Annotated in this window: 21 protein-coding genes; all 21 read left to right on the top strand. The window is 36.4% G+C overall.

All coding sequences use genetic code 11. The annotated features are described in order from the left end of the window. Positions 1-11 precede the first annotated feature (11 nt). The 21 genes from TY11_RS19945 (at position 12) to eutH (ending at position 18,610) form a co-directional block, all read left to right on the top strand. The gene (locus TY11_RS19945; RefSeq protein WP_052345909.1) at positions 12-506 is read left to right on the top strand and encodes a Ger(x)C family spore germination C-terminal domain-containing protein; all 495 of its coding nucleotides are present in this window, start codon (positions 12-14) and stop codon (positions 504-506) included. Positions 507-705: 199 nt separating this feature from the next. Continuing rightward, complete coding sequence (locus TY11_RS19240) at positions 706-1,977, top strand: MFS transporter (RefSeq protein ID WP_042150094.1); 1,272 nt, start codon at positions 706-708, stop codon at positions 1,975-1,977. Between the two features lie 362 nt (positions 1,978-2,339). After that, the gene (locus tag TY11_RS20740; RefSeq protein WP_042150093.1) at positions 2,340-2,993 is read left to right on the top strand and encodes a hypothetical protein; all 654 of its coding nucleotides are present in this window, start codon (positions 2,340-2,342) and stop codon (positions 2,991-2,993) included. Further along, positions 2,993-3,751: a cytochrome c biogenesis CcdA family protein gene (locus tag TY11_RS19230; protein ID WP_042150092.1), complete on the top strand. Its 759-nt coding sequence runs from the start codon at positions 2,993-2,995 to the stop codon at positions 3,749-3,751. The genes TY11_RS20740 and TY11_RS19230 overlap by 1 nt, the downstream gene beginning before the upstream one ends. 18 nt (positions 3,752-3,769) lie before the next feature. Beyond that, the gene (locus TY11_RS19225; protein ID WP_042150091.1) at positions 3,770-4,363 is read left to right on the top strand and encodes a peroxiredoxin family protein; all 594 of its coding nucleotides are present in this window, start codon (positions 3,770-3,772) and stop codon (positions 4,361-4,363) included. Positions 4,364-4,402: 39 nt separating this feature from the next. After that, positions 4,403-5,086 carry a response regulator transcription factor gene (locus tag TY11_RS19220; protein ID WP_042150089.1) on the top strand — a complete coding sequence of 228 codons (684 nt, stop codon included), beginning with the start codon at positions 4,403-4,405 and terminating at the stop codon, positions 5,084-5,086. Then, positions 5,073-6,158 carry a sensor histidine kinase gene (locus TY11_RS19215; RefSeq protein WP_042150086.1) on the top strand — a complete coding sequence of 362 codons (1,086 nt, stop codon included), beginning with the start codon at positions 5,073-5,075 and terminating at the stop codon, positions 6,156-6,158. The genes TY11_RS19220 and TY11_RS19215 overlap by 14 nt, the downstream gene beginning before the upstream one ends. Before the next feature lie 466 nt (positions 6,159-6,624). Further along, positions 6,625-8,322: an FAD-dependent oxidoreductase gene (locus tag TY11_RS19210; protein ID WP_042150084.1), complete on the top strand. Its 1,698-nt coding sequence runs from the start codon at positions 6,625-6,627 to the stop codon at positions 8,320-8,322. Positions 8,323-8,430: 108 nt separating this feature from the next. Continuing rightward, the gene (locus TY11_RS19205; RefSeq protein ID WP_052345908.1) at positions 8,431-8,778 is read left to right on the top strand and encodes a hypothetical protein; all 348 of its coding nucleotides are present in this window, start codon (positions 8,431-8,433) and stop codon (positions 8,776-8,778) included. 6 nt (positions 8,779-8,784) lie between these two features. Then, positions 8,785-9,045 (top strand): metal-sensitive transcriptional regulator, encoded by a 261-nt coding sequence (locus TY11_RS19200; protein ID WP_042150082.1) that lies wholly within the window; start codon positions 8,785-8,787, stop codon positions 9,043-9,045. 96 nt (positions 9,046-9,141) lie between these two features. Further along, the gene (locus tag TY11_RS19195) at positions 9,142-9,438 is read left to right on the top strand and encodes a rhodanese-like domain-containing protein (RefSeq protein ID WP_042150081.1); all 297 of its coding nucleotides are present in this window, start codon (positions 9,142-9,144) and stop codon (positions 9,436-9,438) included. Positions 9,439-9,476: 38 nt separating this feature from the next. Then, complete coding sequence (locus TY11_RS19190) at positions 9,477-9,836, top strand: rhodanese-like domain-containing protein (RefSeq protein WP_197025128.1); 360 nt, start codon at positions 9,477-9,479, stop codon at positions 9,834-9,836. 255 nt (positions 9,837-10,091) lie between these two features. Further along, positions 10,092-10,337: a glutaredoxin family protein gene (locus tag TY11_RS19185; RefSeq protein ID WP_042150079.1), complete on the top strand. Its 246-nt coding sequence runs from the start codon at positions 10,092-10,094 to the stop codon at positions 10,335-10,337. 27 nt (positions 10,338-10,364) lie between these two features. After that, a complete protein-coding gene (locus TY11_RS19180; RefSeq protein ID WP_042150077.1) occupies positions 10,365-10,922 on the top strand; it encodes a GNAT family N-acetyltransferase in 558 nt (185 codons plus the stop codon). A gap of 118 nt (positions 10,923-11,040) precedes the next feature. After that, positions 11,041-12,522, top strand: a complete 1,482-nt coding sequence (locus TY11_RS19175) for an amidase (protein ID WP_042150075.1) — start codon at positions 11,041-11,043, stop codon at positions 12,520-12,522. Between the two features lie 124 nt (positions 12,523-12,646). Then, positions 12,647-12,862: a hypothetical protein gene (locus TY11_RS19170; protein WP_042150073.1), complete on the top strand. Its 216-nt coding sequence runs from the start codon at positions 12,647-12,649 to the stop codon at positions 12,860-12,862. A 343-nt stretch (positions 12,863-13,205) separates the two neighbouring features. Beyond that, on the top strand, positions 13,206-14,381 hold the full coding sequence (locus tag TY11_RS19165; protein WP_042150072.1) for an MFS transporter: 1,176 nt from the start codon (positions 13,206-13,208) through the stop codon (positions 14,379-14,381). Between the two features lie 105 nt (positions 14,382-14,486). Further along, entirely contained in the window at positions 14,487-15,695 is a 1,209-nt protein-coding gene (locus TY11_RS19160) for a DUF4085 family protein (protein ID WP_042150070.1), read from the top strand. 12 nt (positions 15,696-15,707) lie between these two features. Beyond that, positions 15,708-16,652, top strand: a complete 945-nt coding sequence (locus tag TY11_RS19155; protein ID WP_042150069.1) for a Gfo/Idh/MocA family protein — start codon at positions 15,708-15,710, stop codon at positions 16,650-16,652. 289 nt (positions 16,653-16,941) lie between these two features. Beyond that, a complete protein-coding gene (locus TY11_RS19150; protein WP_042150067.1) occupies positions 16,942-17,361 on the top strand; it encodes a YbaN family protein in 420 nt (139 codons plus the stop codon). 157 nt (positions 17,362-17,518) lie between these two features. After that, positions 17,519-18,610, top strand: coding sequence for an ethanolamine utilization protein EutH (gene eutH / locus TY11_RS19145; RefSeq protein ID WP_042150065.1), 1,092 nt, complete (start codon positions 17,519-17,521; stop codon positions 18,608-18,610). Positions 18,611-18,716 lie beyond the last annotated feature (106 nt).

Here is an 18,716-nt window from a genome sequence, read left to right as displayed (position 1 = left end):
AAGGAGACAAAATGATAGATAAATTCTCTCCGATAGAAATAGGAATTTATATGGCCATCAAAGAGAAGAATCCAGCTGGATATAGTGTCCCTGTTTCTCTGCCCAATGATCAAGGGGTTTTCATGGTTAAGGCAATAGAACATGAATCGAAAATTAAGACAAAAATTGAAAATGGAAAACCAAAGGCTGTGTTTGAGGTTAATGTGGAAGCAATGATTGAAGAAGAAATTGAATCCAATCAATTGGACTTGTCCTCTATCCGAGAGATTGAAAAACAAGCATCTAAAAAAGTCAATCAGATGGCTGATAAATTCTTAAAACAGTTACAAAACGATAAATCGGTTGTATTCGGATTAGGTGCCAAGATCCGCGCAAAGTATCCAAGTTATTGGGATAATACGGTCAAAACAGATGAGAACTGGGCGGAGATTTATAAGGATATGGATATTCAAATTGATTATAATGTTAGCATTAGAAGGACAGGAATGGAGTGGAAATTACTTTAGTCTATTAGGTCTTGTTATTATGACGATTAGCTGATTTCATTTTGGAATCGGCTTTTTTTGTGTAAAACCATAAGTTATCGTACGTTGCTTTCTTTATAATGAAAAGGTATGTTGCATAGTTTACATTTTAGGTATATAATGATGTAGATATTATACCCGCTGGGGTATATTGGGGTTGTAGTAAGGGGGAAACAAGTTTATGGAAAGTCAGAAAGATTTAGTTCAATCATATATAGATAACTCCGAGAAACAAAAACAATTATATAAACGCACGCTTATTATCATAATTATTGCACAGGTTCTTGGCGGTGCAGGATTGGCAGCGGGAATTACAGTAGGTGCATTACTTGCGGAAGATTTGCTTGGCTCCAACACGTTGGCCGGCCTTCCTATCGCTTTGTTTACACTAGGTTCAGCTGTCGCAGCACTAATCATCGGAAATATCTCACAACGCTATGGCCGACGTATAGGTCTGGCTTCGGGATTTATTACTGGTGGTATTGGTGCTGTAGGTGTTGTGATTTCGGCCATTTACGATAATGTTCTTCTACTTTTTATTGCTTTATTAGTTTATGGTGCGGGTACAGCTACAAATTTGCAGGCTCGTTACGCTGGAACAGATCTAGCGAGTGAAAAACAACGTGCAACTGCAGTAAGTATGGCGATGGTTTCCACGACATTCGGTGCGGTAGCAGGGCCGAACTTGGTCGGTGTGATGAGCAAGTTCGCACTATCCATTGGCGTACCATCATTAGCAGGGCCATTTATTTTGGCTGGGGTTGCTTTTATCCTAGCAGGTGTGGTCCTATTTGTACTACTGCGTCCAGACCCACTGAAAATAGCACAAGCACTTGCTGTTAATAATAAAAAAGTGGAAGCTAGAGTTAATAACCAGACAGTAGAAGCTCCAAAATTGAATAAACATATTATTGTTATTGGGGCAACCGTAATGGTGGTCACGCAAATTGTTATGGTGGCAGTAATGACTATGACTCCAGTACACATGGGAGGGCATGGTCATGGCCTTTCAGCAGTAGGGTTAATCATTGGATTTCATATCGGAGCCATGTATTTACCATCCCTAATAACAGGTGTCCTAGTGGATAAAATTGGACGTAAAACAATGGCGATTGCAGCTGGTATCACCTTGCTCATTTCAGGGGTGTTAGCAGCATATGCACCAACAGAATCATTGACTCTGTTAACGATTGCATTAATTCTCTTAGGTCTAGGATGGAATTTTGGTTTAATTAGTGGAACAACATTAATTGTTGACGGTACAACACCTTCCAATCGTGCAAAAGTACAAGGGACAGTAGACGTCCTTATAGCGTTATCAGGTGCAGCTGGTGGTGCTTTATCTGGCATGGTTGTGGCAGGTTCTAGCTTTGCAGTATTATCAGTAGGAAGCGGTGTAATATCCTTGTTACTAGTTCCAGCCGTTTTATTTGTTCTCAAAAGTGATAAATAGAAGCACTTCCATATACATCTAAATAAAGATGTTCGTTTCAAATGAATGAGAAGCTATGATAATAGTAGATTTGAACTGATGTTTGACTGATATTTCTGCTGGAAGATGCAGTAATTCATGTAGCTTTCTAATGAAATCAAAGGCTATGATGTAATGAATATGACTGCTTGCAGGTTAAAGTGGAACGACGAGGTAGTAATTTCGGAGAATTTAACTAGAACTTTTGTATGGAATCGTTTAGGTAGATATTCCAACTACCTTGATGGTTCTTTTTTTATATTTATATTACACCTTTTCATCAAACTTTCACATTAGGCGGGTACGATACAATAGGACAGAGTTTTGAAAGTGAGGAAACATGGATGTCGATAGCAAGCAAATTAACCACAATAGGTATCATAGCCTTTAGTATAGCGATTGGATTCCTTTCCTTTTATCTATTTAGTAATAATGATCTAACCAAGGACCAAAAGAAAAAACATATAGAGGAGATAATGTCGCACCTAATCAATTTTATAATCTTTATCTGGGTTGGAAAGATTGTATTAAATCTTACCATTTTTATATCCGATCCTTTATCAATTCTTGCATATCCAAGTAATTCGAAAGCATTTTATTTTGCTACTGTACTTACCGCAATATTACTTTTATATAAATCGAAACGAAAAAACATGATGGTACTGCCTTTATTGGAATCCTTTGTTCATGTATTTCTTATCGGATCGTTTGTATACGAATTTATTCAATTTGTTATAGAGGATAATCGATTTGCTTTTGGTAATTTAATCTTAATAGCACTTCTAATTGGATTATACTTTTTCCTCCGTGAGCGCATGAAGGTCAGGATGTTATTGATGGTCATGGTTACAGCTTGGTCAATTGGAATGATTCTTTTAGGGATTATTCAACCTTTCGTAACCGTCTTTGGTTATATAATGGCACCATGGTTTGTTGGGGTGTTTTTCATTACTTGTGTTATTAGTCTAGCTTATAAAATAAGAAAGTGGGATGCATAATGGGTATTATTGAGACAGATACGATGCTACTTGCTGGGATGCTATTAGCGATTGGAGCCGGAGCGTTATCTTTTTTATCACCTTGCGTATTACCAATCTTTCCAGCCTATATGTCATACATAACTGGCATTAGTGTAAAAGAATTACAGAGTAATAAGAGTAGTAGGATGGTTCGGCAGTTATTTACCCACTCCTTCTTCTTTCTATTAGCCGTTTCGTTAGTATTTCTTAGCTTAGGTGCAAGTGCTTCCTTTTTAGGGCAATGGGCACAACAACTCTTAATAGGAGATTCAGGTTTGCTGATTCAACGGATTGCGGGAGTCTTTATTATTATCATGGGCTTATTCATAGCTGGATGGATTTCTATTCCATCGCTTATGAGAGAACGATGCTTCCATTACACGAAGAAACCGGTAGGGTATGTAGGAACATTCTTTATTGGATTAGGATTTGCTGCAGGATGGACACCTTGTATCGGACCTATATTTGGTTCTATCCTGTTCCTCGCTGCTAGTAACCCTGGTCAAGGGATATTTTATACACTTATGTATGTCGTCGGTTTTTCCATTCCGTTTCTTATTCTAACGTTTTTCATTGGAAAAACGAGGTGGATTGTCCGACACAGTCAACTTATTATGAAATTCGGTGCAGTCTTAATGATTATCATGGGATTAGTTCTTTTCTTTGGATTAATGCCACGTATTTCAGGGTTTTTGTTGGATTTAGTTCAAGATACATGGTTAGCAAGATTAGGATAAATTCAGGAGGTAATCTCAATGAAAAAATGGATTCTTATAGTCGTGATTATCGGTATGTTAGGTTGGGCAGTTTTTGATTTTGTGGACTCGAAAGGAAAAATAGCAGACCAGGGTGGAAACGTAGTTGAAGGACAAGAAATAGCAGATGATACCAAAAAGGGAGAGGCCGAAGAAAACAATGAGCCAGTTATTGGGTTGAAAGTTGGAAACAAGGCACCAGACTTTCAGTTGCAAACTTTAACGGGTGATAATGTGAAACTATCAGACTTTCGTGGGAACCGTGTAATGATTAACTTTTGGGCAACATGGTGTCCGCCTTGTCGAGCAGAAATGCCCGATATGGAGCAGTTTCATCAAGATAAAGATATTGTTATTTTAGCAATTAATTTAACAGATACGGAAACTAGTATTGAAGATGTAGAGAGTTTTTCTGATGAATATAAATTAACATTTCCTATCTTAATGGATTCTAATCTTGATGTGGCAACTCTTTATATGATACAACCAATTCCAACTACCTATATGGTTGATTCCAAGGGTATTATCAGTTATAAGGCACTTGGTGCAATGAATTATGACTTAATGGTGCAAGAGTTTGAGAAGATGGAGTGATCTTCTTATATAGTATTATAATGGGCAAGAGGTGAGAGGATGAAGCAAACAATTCTAGTGGTAGAAGATGACTTAATGATTCGTAAACTAATCAGCATATATTTAAGTAAAGCTGGATACGATGTGCTAGAAGCTCCAGATGGTGAAGCAGCAAAAGATGTCTTTTTAACAGAACATCCCTGTTTAATCATTTTAGACCTAATGCTTCCTAAGGTAAGTGGGGAAGAATTTACAACTTGGGTTCGCAAGCAAGAGCGGAATGAGGTTTCCATTATTATGCTTTCAGCAAAATCGCGAACAGAGGATAAAATCAACGGATTAAATCTTGGTGCCGATGATTATTTGGTGAAGCCCTTTGATCCGGATGAACTTGTAGCACATGTAGAGGCTGTTTTACGTCGTACAGGCCAGTTTTGCCAAAAGATTGCTTACAATGGTTTATGTATAAAGCCTAGAAAAGGAGAGGTGCTGCTTTATAATCAAGAGTTAAAGCTTACGAAGCACGAATTCAATCTTCTATATTATATGATGGAAAATCCGAATACAGTTATTTCAAGAGAGAATTTAATAGACCAGCTTTATCCTTATTCTGAAAAAATTATTCTTGATCGTACAATTGATGCACATATTAAGAAACTACGAAGAAAAGTAGAAGAAGATCCTGCTTCACCTAAGCGAATTATTACCGTTCGAGGAATGGGGTATAGATTTGTTACTGAATAAAATTCAAAATGTATTGCTTCCGAAACAATTTCTTTTTCGATTGACCTTTATTAATATACTAGTCATTACTTCATTTATTGGCTTGAGTAGTTGGGCAATTTATAATACTGCCTGTATTTTAGCAGACGGTTTAGTTACGATGAGTAGCCTAAAACAAGCACAGTTCGAAGCTACCCTCTTTCAATATTTATGGATTTTTAGTATTTCAACAATCATTATCGGAAGTATGACGCATTTTTATTTGACAAGAAAGATGATTCGTCCATTGAGGGATTTAATTCAATCCACGAAACAAATGAAGCTAGGGAATTATCCAGACCCTATTCGTGTGAAACCAGAGGGGGAAATTGGAGAACTTATCCATCAATTTAACGATTTGATTAATCAATTAAAGGATAATGAGCAACATCGACAGAAATTAGTATCTGACTTTTCGCATGAATTTCGTACGCCATTATCCAATTTGAATGGGTATCTTCTTGCATTACAAAATGGAGTAATTGAAGCGGACGAAACGCTATACCAGTCACTGTATGAGGAGTCAAAGCGGCTTGTGCAATTAGTAGAGCAAATGGAACAATTAAAAGAATGGGATTACGTCTCGACCCAAACCTTTTCGGAAAAATTTCCTGTTAATTTGAAGAAACTTGTGGAGCAATCTGTAGATATGTTTCGTTGGGTTTTAAAACAAAAAAAAATAAAAGTAGAAGTAGATGTTCAATGTAGCATGGTTACCGTGAATAACGGTGCACTTTCACAGGTAATTAGTAACCTACTGGACAACGCTATTCGCTATTACGAGGAATCAGGAACCATTAAAATAATAGGAGTAATTATTCGGGATGAATACAAGCTTTCTGTAACTGGTCCTGGAAAACCCATTCCAGAAGCAGACCAGGAACGAATTTTTGAACGTTTTTATCGTATCGATCATTCTAGATCACGTGAAATTGGAGGGTCTGGATTAGGACTCGCAATATCAAAAGAAATTATTGAGCATCACCGTGGTACAATAGGTGTAAAATCAAAAGGGAATGTGCACACTTTTTGGTTTCGATTGCCGCTGGAATAGCCGTCCCCGTGGCACTTGTGCATAAACCTAGATAACATACCATAAAAATTACCAAACAAAACATCAGAGAAAAGTTCATTTAAAATTAAGAAGATAAGATGGTTGACATTTTACCCCTAGGGGTATATCATGGGTCGTGTGATTGATTTACACGAGCTAATTTAGTGAGAACATGTAAAAGGCATTCCATAAACCGTCGTTTTTATGTAACGACTATTTTATTGCTAAATTTGATACCCGTGTGGGTATAAAGGGTTGTCAGCAATTAATGTTTTTTTGAAAAAAATAGGTAACTGAATGATACACTGGCAACATTACTTGAAGCAAAAGTTGGCAAGAAAATTAGCACACGAATCCTACAGATTATTTTAGCCTTTATGATAGCTGGACTCCGGTCAAATTTTTACTTGATATATTAATGTAGGACTCAGGTTTTTATTTATAAAGTTAAAGGGAGTGCTGTATTATGGCAAAACGAATTTTAGTAGTTGGTGGAGTAGCAGGTGGGGCATCTACTGCTGCAAGAGTGAGAAGATTAGATGAGCATGCAGAAGTTATTATGTTTGAAAAGGGACCACATGTATCTTTTTCTAACTGTTCTTTACCCTATTATTTAAGTGGGATTGTAGAAAATAGTGAATCGTTAGTATTAATGGACCCAGAAACATTTAAGAAGCGTTACAATATTGATGCCAGGGTTCATAGTGAGGTAATCAAGATTAATCGTGAGGAAAAAACAATCACAGTTAAGAATTATGCAACAGATACTACTTACGAAGAGACTTATGATAAACTAATTCTTTCACCAGGAGCCTCCCCTATTCGTCCAAGTAAAATCGAAGGTATTAACAATCCGAATGTGTTTACTGTTCGAAATGTAGTGGATATTCAACAACTCAATGCTAATATGTTAGACAAAGAAGTCAAAGATATAGCAGTTATTGGTGGCGGTTTTATCGGTGTAGAAGTGGCAGAAAATCTTCGTCTAGCAGATTACAACGTATCCTTAGTAGAATTTGCAAACCAAATTATGACACCATTTGACTATGACATGGCACAAATCCTTCATAAGGAAATGATTGACCATGGTATTAATCTAGTTGTGAATGATGGTTTAGAAAAGATTGGTGAAGGTTTTATTGAAACACAATCTGGTAAAAAAATCGATGCACAAGCAGTCGTTCTAGCAATTGGAGTGAGACCTGAAACAAGACTAGCAGAAGATGCAGGACTTGTAATTGGTGAAACTGGTGCCATAAAAGTAAACGCTAATTATGTTACTAGTGACCCAGATATCTATGCAGTTGGAGATGCTATTGAGGTGTATCACCGTTTATTGAATAAGCCAACACGCTTAGCTTTAGCCGGACCAGCTCAAAAACAAGCAAGAGCGGTAGCCAATCATATATATGGTAATCCAACCAGAAACCTAGGAGTAATTGGATCATCTTCCATTCATCTATTCGATCTAAATGCAGCATCAACAGGTTTAAACGCAAGAACCGCTGAAGCTGCAGGTATTAGCCATGATTTTGTATATATCATGCCAGGAGATAAAGTTGGATTAATGCCAAATAGTAATGTCATGCATTTTAAATTAGTGTATGAAATACCAACAGGTAAAATTCTAGGTGCACAAGCGATTGGAAAAGGGAATGTCGATAAGCGTATTGATGTGATTGCTACTATGATTATAATGGATGGAACAATTGAAGATCTAAAGGACTTAGAGTTAACATACTCGCCAATGCTAGGTACAGCAAAGGATGTAGTTAATCACGCAGCATTAGTTGGATTAAACCAACTACACGGGAGATATAGTGAGGTAAAAGTTTTTCAGGTTCGTGAATTAGTTGAGAACTATGCCTTTATTATTGATGCGCGTGAAGAGAATGAATTTGCCGCAGGGCACTTAATAAATGCCGTTAATATTCCTTTGAGTGAGTTTAGAGATAGATTGGATGAAATTCCAACTGATCGACCAGTTTATGTTCATTGTCGCTCTGGTCAACGAAGCTATAACATGGTCATGGCTCTACAGAACTTAGGTTACCATAATGTATTTAATATAGCTGGTTCCTATTTAGGAGTTAATCTGTATGAGTACTATAATGATTTAGTTACAGGTAGAGAGAAAATCGTTACTGAATATAACTTTAAATAATCCCATACCACTACTTCTAATAGTTTTCATATTTACTAAAAGAAACTTGGTTATATACCTTGTGGGGTATATTGTGACTGTATCCATATTTATAATAGGTGGTGGTATATGAGTATCTATTTAAGTGTAATTGCTGGCTCACTTTTATGTATTATGTTATATAAAAGATATTTTCCTGTACTAGGTATTCCTTGTAAAAAAACCGGTGATGATAAGACAAGCATTATTGTTCTAGATATAAGGGACTATAATATTGATGTAAATCAGGACCAAAGTAATTTGCGCATTCCCTATGCCTATTTGAAACGATTTATTCAAGTAATCCCAAATCAAAACATACATGTGATTGCAAATGATCGCCTTGAACTAAATTTAGGGGTAAGATATTTATTAGCGAAGGGATATCAAGTAGCCAGTTATCAAATTAGCAATTGTCCATGCAGGGATAAGGAGTGATAATAAATGGAATATGATAAATCGGTTGTCAATCGATTAAAGCGAATTGAAGGACAGATTAAAGGCGTTTTAAGTATGATTGAGAAAAATCAAGATTGTAGAGATGTCATTACTCAGTTATCTGCTTCCCGAAGTGCAATTGACCGTACCATCGGTTTGATTGTCAGTATGAATTTAGAGCAATGTGTTCGGGAAAATATAGAAAATGGTGAAAGTACGGAGCAAGTAGTGAAGGAAGCAGTAAATCTATTAGTGAAAAGTAGATAAGTTCAGCAATTCAATGGTGAAGAAGAGTTGATGAACTTTTCTTTTTTGATAAATATATACCTATATGGGTATAAGGTATATTGGAGGTAGTTAAACATGAAAGAAATTACAGCGAAAGAATTAGAACAGATATTAGTTTCAGAAGAAAAAGTGAATATTATTGACGTTAGAGAAGATGTAGAAGTTGCAACAGGTATCATCCCAGGAGCAAAGCATATCCCACTGGGTCAAATTCCAGAACGCCTAGAAGAATTAGATGAAAATGAGCATTACTACATGGTATGTCGCTCAGGTGGGAGAAGTAGTAACGCATGTCAATTCCTAATCCAAAATGGATACAATGTAACAAACATGCTAGGCGGCATGCTTGATTGGGAAGGCGAAATGGAGTAATTTCTCCTTTCCTATTCAATAAAAAGAGGAGTAATTAAATGAATATGATTGAATGGATTTTATTAATTATAGTCATCGCTTTTTTCATTAACCGATTTATGCCTGTAAAAGGTGTAACAAATTTAAGTGTCCAAGAAACTAAAGATAAATTCAAGGATAACCATGTACAATTCATTGATGTCCGTACACCTAGTGAATATAATTCAAATCACCGAAAGCCATTTAAAAACATTCCACTTTCCAATCTATCTAACAACGTGGAAACACTAGATAAAGAAAAAGAAGTCGTTGTCATTTGTCAAAGTGGAATGAGAAGTGCAAGAGCAGCAAAAATGTTAAAGAAACAAGGCTTTCAAAAAATATACAATGTTAAAGGCGGCATGAGTGCTTGGATTTAGGAAGGGAAGAAAAAGAATGACTTTACAAGTTACACATGAAGAAGTTATGGTTATATCTGCAAACCAACTAATTGGTAATTTTCTTCCTTATTGATAAAAGTATAAATATGGCACAAAGGGCGAATAAGGTTTCGTCCTTTCTCATTTTCTTTCGACCAGTGGTATAATTAGTATGTAAATAACATATCAAAAACGCAAGAAGGTATTCTTTAAATGAATAAACGAATAACATAGAAATGTACAGAGGTAATAAACATGAATCCATACATAACAATCTATACAACTACCCTTTGTCCAGTTTGTAAGATGGTAAAGCAGTTCTTAGACACTTTTGAAGTATCCTATAAAGAGGTAAATGTGGACATCAATCCTTTGGTCTTATTAAAACTAATTGGTAAAACTAGAAAACTATCCGTTCCACAAACAGAAATCAATGGAAAATGGGTATCAGGCTTTGATCCAGAAAAGCTATTGAAGGTAATAAATGAAGCGAGGAAGTAATTCCTAAGTTTGATAGGGGAGAATGGAATGATTAACTTACGAAATAAACCTACTATTCTAGGTGATAAAATAATATTGAGACCATTTAAAGTAGAAGAAGATTTTCCTAGAATAGAAGAATGTTTACAAGATCCTGAAGTTATTAAATTAACAGGAAGCACCCCTGGATATAATCGGGAAGAAGTTTATGATTGGTATAATACTAGAAACGAACAACCAGATCGTTTAGACCTTGCTATCGCTGATAAAACAACGAATACATTAATAGGGGAGGTCGTTGCCAATCTATATGATGAAAAAAAGAGTAGTATGAACTTTAGAATATTAATTGGACCAAGAGGAAGGAATCGTGGGTTTGGCACAGAGGCCTCTCAATTGATGATTGATTATCTCTTTACACATACGGACTTAAATCAAGTGACTTTAAGTGTATTTGCATTTAACCCACGAGCAAAGACAGTTTATGAGAAAGTTGGATTTCAATTTGATAGTGTAGATGAAAAAGACTTGGAATTTGAAGGGGAATGGATTGATTCAATCAATATGAAATTGACAAGGGATTGGTGGAAAAAGAAAATAAATTAATCATTAGGCAAGGAAATCCTTGTCTTTTTTTTATGCCAAATATGCTACAATAAAGTAAGAGTTTTCCGAATGTTAACTAAATTTATGTTAATAGTCATATAGAGGGGGAGGATAATAAATGGTTTTTGATTACAAGCAATATGATGGCTTAAGTTTGGCTGAACTAATCCGAAAGAAAGAAGTAAAGGCAGAAGAAGTCCAAGAAATGGCCATACAAGAGATTGAGAAAAAGAATCCAATTCTTAACGCAGTGATCCATAAAATGTATGAGTCAAAAGATAATGGTAAGTCAACCGGTATTTTTGCTGGTGTTCCAGTATTAACAAAGAATATTTCTCAAGAATCAAAGGGGCATCCAATGTCGGCTGGTTCAAGGGTTTTAGCTGATTACAAGGCAGACAATGATAGTGAATTCGTTCGTCAAATAAAGAATACAGGTGTATCCATTATTGGCCAAACAAACGTCCCAGAATTTGCTTTGATGGGAATAACGGAACCTACTTTGTATGGACCCACACGGAATCCTTGGAATACGGATTACACACCTGGTGGGTCAAGCGGAGGCTCTGCAGCAGCAGTTGCATCTGGGATGGTTCCAATTGCTGGTGCTAATGATGGGGGTGGCTCGATTCGGATTCCAGGCGCTTTTTGTGGATTATTTGGAATAAAGCCTACTCGAGGTCGTGTACCAGTTGGTCCTGTCAGAGGACGTGGGTGGCAGGGTGCTTCCGTTGATCATATATTAAGTCGTACTGTTCGGGATAGTGCTGCCATGCTTGATCAATACCAGTATGACCGTGCAAATGCCTTTATTGCCCCACCTTTTGATGGTTCCTACTTAGCAGCGGTACAGACTCCTATTAATCGATCATTAAAAATTGCGTTTACCACATTATCTCCATTGGGTACTCCGGTAGATGAAGAATGTGAGGAGGCGGTACATAAAACAGTAAAGTTATTGGAAAGCATGGGGCATTATGTGGAAGAGAAAGAAGCTCCAGTAAATGGGAAACAATTAGCGGAAAGTTATATGATGATGTATTTTGCAGAGGTTAGTTCAACATTACGGGAACTTGAAAGTGTGATTGGTAGAAAAATTACGTTTAAAGATGTTGAACCAACAACATGGATACTTGGATTACTTGGTAAAGTTGTGACAGCAGAGGAATTCTTAACTAGCCTGAAATTCTGGGATGAGGTGGCCATCCAAATGGAAAACTTCCACGATGAATATGATTTCTACATAACACCTACAACAGCTTATCCTCCATCTAAGATAGGAGAGCTTGACCAAACAAGTTTTGAGAAAACGCTAATTCGAGTAGTTGGTGGTTTAAGATTAGGAGGAGTACTCAAAAAATCAGGATTCGTTGAGGAAGTGGCTAATAAGAGTCTTATGAGGACTCCTTTTACGCAACTTGCTAATTTAACTGGTCAACCTGCAATGACTCTTCCTATGCATTTGACGAAGGATAATCTTCCATGTGGCGTACAAGTAATGGCAAGACGTGGACGTGATGATTTTCTGTTTCAACTTGCAGGTGAATTAGAAGGAACCGAGTATTGGATAGATGTGGAAGAAAACCCTAACTATGTATAAATTAGTATCCAATTAATCTTTGTTATCTTTCATAATTTATAAGACTTTTCTCGAAGTTTCTGTTGCAATTCTTAACGCAAATGGATATAATAGGAACAAATGTTCTTGTTAAGGAGATGTAACAATGAAAAGTATCTTCCAACATTCCATTGAAACTAATCAAAAAATAGTAATCTTTTATATAGATAGTAGTAATAATCTAACACAGCGAATCATACGTGTGATTAAAATGAATGAGGATCTACTCGTGGCGTATTGTTATTGGCGTAAAAAAGTACGCACGTTTAAAATAGAAAACATTCTTTCAACAGGACCTGTGAAGAAAAGAATGGGAGCTTAAAATTAATAAAGCATCTACACAAGGATAATGATATTATGAGGCCCAAATCGGGTCTCATTTTTTTGTATCTATTATAGAGATTGAAATACTAGCATATTATAAAGCATGTCCACTTAAAGTTTTACCCGGTATGATTTTGTCTCTGTAAAAAGGTGTCTTTTAGCCATAAAATAATCACGGAGAATTATTAAAAAACTTCTTGAAATACTAGTTTTTCCTTCAAACCTTGTTATGATATAAAGGCAAGGTTTACAATAACGATATAGATACAGAAAATATCGGTAGGGCAATTCGAAATAAAGATGCTATGTTAGGCATCAGATTAACCAAGGGTGGAATTACGATGCAACTGAAAAAAGTACTACCAATTCTATTTCTCATCATGTTCCTTGTTATGGTTGGCTTTGGGATTATTATTCCTGTACTTCCATTTTACGCAGAGGACATAGGTGCCTCGCCTACTGAACTAGGATTATTAATGGCTATTTATTCATTAATGCAATTTATCTTTGCACCGATATGGGGACGCGTCTCCGATCGTATTGGACGAAAACCCGTTATGATGATAGGAATTTTTGGTTTATCCTTGTCCTTTTTCATGTTAGCTCTATCTACAGAACTCTGGATGTTATTTGCTGCACGAATCGTAGGTGGAATATTATCAGCAGCGAACATGCCGACAGTCCAAGCATATGTTGCCGATATTACATCGGAAGAAGACCGAGCGAAGGGAATGGGCATCATTGGGGCTGCAACTGGTCTTGGTTTTATTTGTGGTCCAGCAATTGGTGGAACCTTTACGAATATTAATCAACATATGCCTTTTTATATTTCTGGTATTGTTTCATTCTTTACATTAATCTTGGTCGCATTGATACTTAGAGAATCTATTCATGTATCTGGAGTTAAACAAAGAAAAGGAAGTATTTCTAGAAAAGATGTTTTCGGTGGTCCGTTAGCAATGTTATACTTTCTGAACTTTTTCGTTTCTCTTTCACTAGCAGGCTTAGAAGCAACATTTGCTTACTTTGCTGCAAGGAAAGCTGGAATCGATGCAGTTACATTGGGCTATGCTTTTATGATTATGGGGCTTGCTAGTGCGATTGTTCAAGGTTCCATGGGAAGATGGACAAAGAAATACGGGGAAGCACTTATTATTCAAGCTGGGATCTCCATATCAGCAATTGGTTTTGGACTCATACTATTTATCCAAGACTTTACGTCAGCAGCTATTTTCTTGGCGGTGTTTGGTATTGGAAATGGAGTTATCCGGCCAAGTGTCTCCTCATTATTAACGAAGAAGTTTAAATCAGGGTATGGTGTTGCAACAGGATATTTATCCTCATCCGATTCACTAGGAAGAATTATTGGACCGGTATTAGGAGGATATTTATATTCAATTAATATAGGCTTTCCATATATTTCTGGGATGTTTTTGTCGGTGCTTGCGTATTTATTATTTCAAGTTTATACTTCGCGATCTAGCATGGCAGAGCACGGTCGAACACCTGGAACCTAAGAAACCGACAATACAAGAAATCTTGGAGTTAACATTTCCCTGGATAAATTGGGATGGATACGTAACATTCAACCTGTGGCAGACTAAGTATAAGGAGGATAGTTTATGTGGAACGTGACAAAGGAAGCTAGATTAAAGTTTGAAAAATGTAATCTCTTACCTATACATGAATCGGATGAAGAATGGGAAATGGCATTAAGGGATGCCGAATTAGAAGGAGAGGACATTCAAGCACGTTTAAAAGAAGAACTGGAAGAAGTAAAGGATGACCTACTGCATGTCTTACCTAGCCGTTTCATTCCTTACCTTGAAAATGGTACATTAAACCAACCAACATTACCTAAAGTAGTTCGGGAAGATTATTTAGATTGGGTTAGAAAAAATAGTCTTGAATTTGAGCAAAAATTGGATGCTGCTTATAAGAATACACAAAATGCAGTTACGTATTTACCGAATAATATCCAAGAAATTTTTGAGGAAAGCTTACATGATGCAACCATTGAAAGAATAGAACGGGAAGATCAGACACTACACCTATTTATGAATACAGATGGTGGCTTTTCAACGAAATCCATAATACATCTTCTATTTAAAAACGTACTTACCGAGGAAGCGAATGTACCAATTCAAACTGACCAATGGCTAATTTATTATGAATTGCAAAAAACAGATGAGGGTTTTGCTTTTCGTGTTCTTTTTGATGTTCCTGATACAGAGTGGACGATTACCATGCAGGAAATGGATGGTGAGTATTACTACCGTCCAAGCATTTATACCATATTACGTGATGAGGAAAAACTGGAAATGACTTCAATAACGGAATACATTAGCGGGTTAAATTTGAAGCATCGCTATTGGTTTATAACACCAGATGTCATTTGCTATATAAATTCTATGGAGGATAGTATTGAATTAGAAAATGGTAAAATAGAGTTTCGATTAAACGACTTCATAATAAACATTGGAAATGAAAGTTACACATATAATCGAAAGGAATTTAATCCGGTTGATTTCATATACACAGATACGTATGAGGATCCTTATGGGTACTTTGAGGAGTTATTATTACCTGTCGAGGACAAAGAAGCGATAGAAGCAGCAGTTCTTGGCGATAATTTAGAATTACAGGTAAGCGCATGGAATACGATGTATGAACATCCAAAAGAACTTGCAGATAGTATTAATCTAGTACTGTCTAAAATGGTTATAACAGATGAAAACGAAATGATGCTATCCGTTTTCGTGAATGCCTTCTATCAAGAAGGTATTTTACAAGATGACATCGCAAAAAAATACCAATCATTATTAGACTAGGGGGAGAAATTTATGATTCAAATCGGAATTATTGGCCTTGGTGCGATTGGCCAACGCTTAATCAGTCAATTTACAGAATATAAGGAAATAGAAGTTGTTGCTGTCTGTGATCATGTAGCGGCACTTGCAACAAAAAAAGCAGAAGAACTTGGTGGGGTAAATGCTTACACTGATTATCAAAAATTGTTAGAAGATGAGAAAATCGATTTGGTATATGTCGCAGTACCTCCTAAATTCCATTATCAAATTGTGCTAGATGTAATCCAAGCTGGGAAGCATGTTCTCTGTGAAAAGCCGCTCGCAAACTCCTTGAAAGAAGCAGAAGCAATGCTTAAAGCTGCTCAAGAAGCAAACATTATTCATGCCATGAACTTCCCACTTAACTATGGACAAGCTTCAGCTAGGTTTGCAGAACTAATCGATCAGCAGTATGTTGGTAAACTTCGTCGTCTAAAGCTTACCATGCACTTTCCAGAATGGCCGCGCCTTTGGCAAAAGAATGATTGGGTAGGTGGACGTGAACAAGGTGGATTTGTTCTCGAAGTAGGTGTTCATTTTATCCAACAGACCCTGAAAATTTTTGGAGATATAAAAAACATTGAAACTCGACTGGAGTTGCCAGATGACCCTACAAAATGTGAAACAGGCATTATTGCAACAGCTGAACTGGAAGACGGGACACCAGTATTAATTGATGGGCTTAGTCACTTTTCTGGCAATGAATATATTGGATTTACTGCCTACGGAACAGAAGGAGTTCTCACACTTGATAATTGGGGTGAATTAAAAGGTGGGAAAAATGGGGAAGAGCTAAAAGAAATCTCATCTACATCAGTTCTACATAAGAGTTTGCTAGATGAATTGACAAAAGCCATCAAAGGGGAAGCCGCGGAAATTTATGATTTTGAAATTGGTTATAAAGCACAAGCGGTGCTAGAGCAGTTAAGGAAAAATTAAATTTAAAAGTAACAATCATTTTAGTGAGAAATCTTGATGATAATGGATTAAATACACAATAATGGATAAGGTAAACAAGGTTGTTTGAACTAGTTTTTGAGCTTATCTGACAGTATCTATCTAGATGATAGATGCTGTTTTTTTATGATTAGTTATTATGGGACCCTTACATAAGAAGCGGTGTAACGGAATATATTATCTTGATAATACCTTTCTTTGATTTAAATAAGAATTGGGTGTAAAATTATACATTGGATATGAAATCATCTGAAAAGGTAAGGTGATTACAATGAAAAATGTTAAGAGCTTTATATTTGTTGTTCTTGGTTTTATTTCGTTTGGTATCGGTGTAGCTGGTGTGGTACTTCCTGTACTTCCAGGTGGGCCGTTTTTCTTATTTGCAGCTTTTTGTTTCGGTAAAAGCTCGAAGCGAGTGGAAAACTGGTTCAAGGGTACATCGTTTTATAAAGAATATGTGGTAAGACTTCGCGAAAATAAAGGAATGACTAGAAAAGAAAAGATTCGTATTAACCTTATCGCAGATGCCTTTATCCTATTTTCAGTTATATATGTAGATATTGTTTTAGTGAAGGTAATTATGATTGTTCTTTGCCTTATTAAACACTTTTACTTTATAAAGAAAATAAAAACAATTACACCAGAAGAAGCAAAGATTATTCGTGCATCGTTAAGACAAACGGTAAATTAATATAAACCTCACAAGCTTTCGCTTGTGAGGTTTTTTATGGCGATAAGCTCCAAGATGGTTGGGTGGGTATCAGGAATCGAAATTATTTCATTTACGGAAGAGTATGTTGATGTTAAATTAACAGTATATAAAATATGAATTCTAATGGAGAAAAGTTATGGGAATAAACGACGTAATAGTTTACATAGTAATCGGGTTTTTATGTTTAGGCGCAATTGATAAAATAATAGGGAATAAATGGGGGTTAGGTAATCGCTTTACGGAAGGTTTCATGACCATGGGATCACTTACTCTTGCAATGGTTGGAATCATATCACTTGCCCCTGTGATAGCATCGATTTTAACCCCAGTAATTGCACCTGTCTACGCTTTAGTTGGTGCTGACCCTGCTTCGTTTGCGAATACCATATTGGCACTCGATATGGGGGGCTACTCATTAGCAACCGAGATGTCTCAAAGTGAAGAAGCCGAAACTTTTTCGTGGGTCTTTTTAGGGACGATGATGGGACCAACGATAGCATTTACAATCCCGGTGGCACTAGGGATTATTAAAAAAGAGGATCATCCGTACTTTGCTAAAGGAATTTTATTAGGCTTAATTACTGTACCGATTGGTTGCTTAGTCGGAGGATTAGTTGCTGGATTAGATTTATGGATGATCATTAAGAATCTCATTCCTATGATTCTACTATCGATTCTAATTTCAATTGGATTGGTTAAATATACGGATAAGATGATTACTGGATTCTCCATTTTTGCAAAAGGGATTGAAATTATTGCGATTGTCGGTCTTGCTGCAATAAGTGTAGAAACCTTTACCAATATTGTAATTTTCCCTAATATGACACCGATTGATGAAGGTGTAAAGATTGTTGCAATGATAGCAGTTTTTCTTGCCGGTGCATTTCCGCTTGTATCGTTTATATCCTATATTCTTAAAAAACCGTTGATTAAACTTGGTGGGCTACTAGGCATTAGTGATATTTCAACAGCTGGATTAGTAGCAAGTATGGCTCATAATATTCCCATGTTATCGTTGCTCAAAGATATGGACCCTAGAGGAAAGATAATAAATGTTTCCTTTGCAGTAAGTGGTGCCTTTGTTTTAGGAGGCCATCTAGGTTTTGTTGCTGGAATAAATAAAGAAATCGTATTTGCGATGATTATTGGGAAAATGGTCGGGGGAATTAGTGCCGTGCTATTAGCAGTTATAATGACTAGAAAAGGGGTAGAAGAGTCTTACGGGTAAATACCATCAAAGTCCAAGTTCAACCTTTTGCTAGCAATAAAAACCTCCTAACTCTACATAAAAAATAATACCGATGTTTAAGTTGTCCACCTTTTGGATACATATA

It is taken from the genome of Paucisalibacillus algeriensis (assembly GCF_000577245.1).
Lineage (GTDB): Bacteria > Bacillota > Bacilli > Bacillales > Amphibacillaceae > Ornithinibacillus.
Note: the sequence above shows the minus strand (reverse complement) of the source record. Positions and strands in the feature narration are given on the sequence as shown.